General features: G+C 71.2%; 2 protein-coding genes. Both read right to left on the minus strand.

Going from position 1 to position 3,374, the window contains the following annotated elements; translation table 11 throughout:
• Nucleotides 1–527: hypothetical protein (locus I4I78_RS31345; RefSeq protein ID WP_218615128.1), on the minus strand; the 527-nt coding region annotated here is incomplete at its 3' end.
• 132 nt (nt 528–659) lie between these two features.
• On the minus strand, nt 660–2,960 hold the full coding sequence (locus tag I4I78_RS31350; RefSeq protein WP_218615129.1) for a sodium-translocating pyrophosphatase: 2,301 nt from the start codon (nt 2,958–2,960) through the stop codon (nt 660–662).
• Between the last annotated feature and the right edge of the window lie 414 nt (nt 2,961–3,374).

Here is a 3,374-nt window from a genome sequence, read left to right on the forward strand (position 1 = left end):
AGCGAGCGGCAGTTCGCCGAGCTCTGCGACGCGGCCGAGAGCTCCGGGTCCGAGGTCAGCCCGGCCAGCGCGGTGTCGCTCTGCAGCCGGGAGACCGGCGAGAGCGCTTCCGGGAGCCCCTGCTCGAGGGCGGCCGGGTCGTTCGTGTCCAGGGCGTCCACCCGGGTCTTCGAGTCGGTGAACGCGGTGCGGATCTCGGTCAGCGAGTCCCGCAGCCGGGCGCCGACGGCCTCGCCGTCGTCCACCGGGGCGGGGCCGAGACGCGCCAGCGTGTCCAGGGTTCCGTCCAGCGCGCCGGCCGAGCGTCCGAGGTAGTCGCTGATCCCGCGGGTGGTGGCGGCCGGGTCCGCACCGGCCGGCGGCGGCGTCGTCGCGGTGCGCACGAACGGCAGTACCGCCCCGCACATCTGGTCGGTCCACTGCTCGGCGGTCATGTCCGATCCGCCGCAGCCGGCGACCGTCACCGCCAGCACCGCCGCGAAACCGATCACGCGGGCGCGCCCGTATGCAACCTGACCTGCGCCCATGTGTCCTCCAACCGGCTGGCTCGGGGTCGCTCCGGCGATCGGAGACTAGCCGACCCCCGGTGAGCACGACGGAGGCCGCTCACCCCGCGGACGGGATGAGCGGCCTCCGTGACCTCGACCGACGGGAAGGGGCTAGCCGACCGCGGTCTCCGCGGGGGCGTCGGTGATCTGTGACGTGCGCCGCTTCGACACCACGACCGCCGCCACGATGATCGCGACCGCGGCCAGCGCGATCAGGATCCGGACCACGGGCGAGGAGCCCGGGACCGAGAGCGCGACGATGGCCGGGGCGATCAGCACGGCGACCAGGTTCATGACCTTGATCAGCGGGTTGATCGCGGGGCCTGCGGTGTCCTTGAACGGGTCACCGACGGTGTCACCGATGATCGTCGCCTCGTGGGCGTCGGATCCCTTGCCGCCGTGGTTGCCGTCCTCGACCAGCTTCTTGGCGTTGTCCCATGCCCCACCGGAGTTGGCCAGGAAGATCGCCATCAGGACGCCGGTGGCGATCGCACCGGCCAGGTAGCCGGCCAGCGGGCCGACACCGAGGCCGAACCCGACCGCGATCGGGGCGAGCAGGGCCAGCAGGCCCGGGGTGGCGAGCTCGCGCAGCGAGTCCCGGGTGCAGATGTCGACGACCTTGCTGTACTCGGGCCGCTGGGTGCGGTCCATGATGCCGGGCATCTCGCGGAACTGGCGGCGGACCTCGAACACGACCGCGCCCGCGGCACGGGTCACGGCGTTGACCGCGAGGCCGGAGAACATGAACACCACGGACGCACCGATGATGACGCCGACCAGGGTGTTCGGGCTGAACACCTCGTAGGCGAACGAGGTCCCGGCGTCGGACGCGGCCACGCCGGCCGAGTCGAGCGCCTGGCTGATCGCGTCGCGGTAGGAGCCGAACAGCGCCGTCGCGGCGAGCACGGCCGTCGCGATCGCGATGCCCTTGGTGATCGCCTTGGTGGTGTTCCCGACCGCGTCGAGCTCGGTCAGGATGTCCACGCCGTCGCCCTCGACGTCGCCGGACATCTCGGCGATGCCCTGCGCGTTGTCCGAGACCGGGCCGAACGTGTCCATCGCGACGATGACGCCGACGGTGGTCAGCAGGCCGGTACCGGCGAGCGCGACCGCGAACAGCGAGACCACGATCGAGCCGGACAGCAGGAACGCGCCGTAGACCGCGGCCGAGATGACCAGGGCGGTGTAGACGGCGGACTCGAAGCCGATCGAGATGCCGGACAGGATCACCGTGGCCGGACCGGTCAGCGACGACTTGCCGACGTCCTTGACCGGGGCGTCCTCGGTGCCGGTGTAGTAACCGGTGATCTTGAGGATGACCGCGGCCAGCACGATGCCGATGATCACGGCGACCGAGGCGATCAGGCGCGGGTCGGCGGTCAGCGCCGAGACCGAGGTGTCGGACGGGTTCGTCAGCTCACCGAAGGAGCCCGGCAGGTAGACGTACGCGGCGACGATCGACAGCACGCCGGCGAACGCCGCCGACAGGTAGAAGCTGCGGTTGATCGCCTTGAGGCTGTTCTCGCCCTCACGCGCCTTGGTCAGGTAGACGCCCAGGATCGCCGTGATGACGCCGATGGCCGGAACGATCAGCGGGAACAGCAGGCCCTGCAGGCCGAACGCCGCGGTGCCCAGGATCAGGGCCGCGACGAGGGTGACGGCGTAGGACTCGAACAGGTCCGCGGCCATTCCGGCGCAGTCGCCGACGTTGTCGCCCACGTTGTCGGCGATGGTGGCGGCGTTGCGGGGGTCGTCCTCCGGGATGCCCTGCTCGACCTTGCCGACCAGGTCGGCGCCGACGTCGGCGGCCTTGGTGAAGATGCCGCCGCCGACCCGCATGAACATCGCCAGCAGGGCGGCGCCGAAGCCGAAGCCCTCCAGCACGCGGGGTGCCTGACCGGCGTAGACCATGACGACGACGGCCGCACCGAAGAGGCCCAGGCCCACGGTGAACATGCCGACGACGCCGCCGGTGCGGAACGCGATCCGGGTCGCGATGACGCGCCCGTTCGGCTCCCGGGCGGCCGCGGCGACACGGATGTTGGCCCGGGTGGCCAACCACATGCCCAGGTAACCGATGGCGGCCGAGAACACCGCGCCGATGACGAAGAAGATCGAACGGCCTATGCGCTCGCCCATGTCTTCCGCCGGAAGGGCGAACAACAGTACGAACACGATCACCGCGAAGATCGCGAGCGTGCGGAACTGGCGGTTGAGGTACGCCGTGGCGCCTTCCTGGATCGCGCGGCCGATCTCCTGCATCGAGGCCGTGCCCTCGCCGTAGGAGAGCACCTCCTTGAGCAGCAGACCGCCGACGGCCAGGGCGACGAGGGCGACCACCGCGACCACACCGACGACGGTGAGGTCTCCCGCTCCGAGCTCGAGGCCCTGCGCGAGGGTGGACTGGGACATCCGTCCTCCTGGTTCAGTGGAATCATCCGACCAGGGCGGCCGCGGCGGCCGGCGCACCTGCGAGGTGCCCGCCCGACGACGGCATCCCTGGCGTCGACAGTGCGCGCGGCGGAGCCGCGCGTGGGTGCAACGCCCGGCCGGACGGGGCCGGTGTCCGGGCGCGTGCAGTGTAGAAGTGTGGCTCACCTCCCAGTGCGGCGGGCATCACAACATGGGAAAAGGTTCCCTTCGTGATCGACAACACAGGTCGGACCCGACCGTCCGGACGGGTGCGCCGACGGCGGACCGGCCGTTGTCGGACCGGTGTGCCAGCCTGGCTCTCCGTGGACACGTCGGCGCTCGGTCAGGGAACGTCGGACGCCGCCGACGGCGGTTCCGGAGCCTCGTCGACGCGGTCCGACCGCGGGCTCGAGC

The organism is Pseudonocardia sp. KRD291 (genome assembly GCF_019263595.1).
Lineage (GTDB): Bacteria > Actinomycetota > Actinomycetes > Mycobacteriales > Pseudonocardiaceae > Pseudonocardia.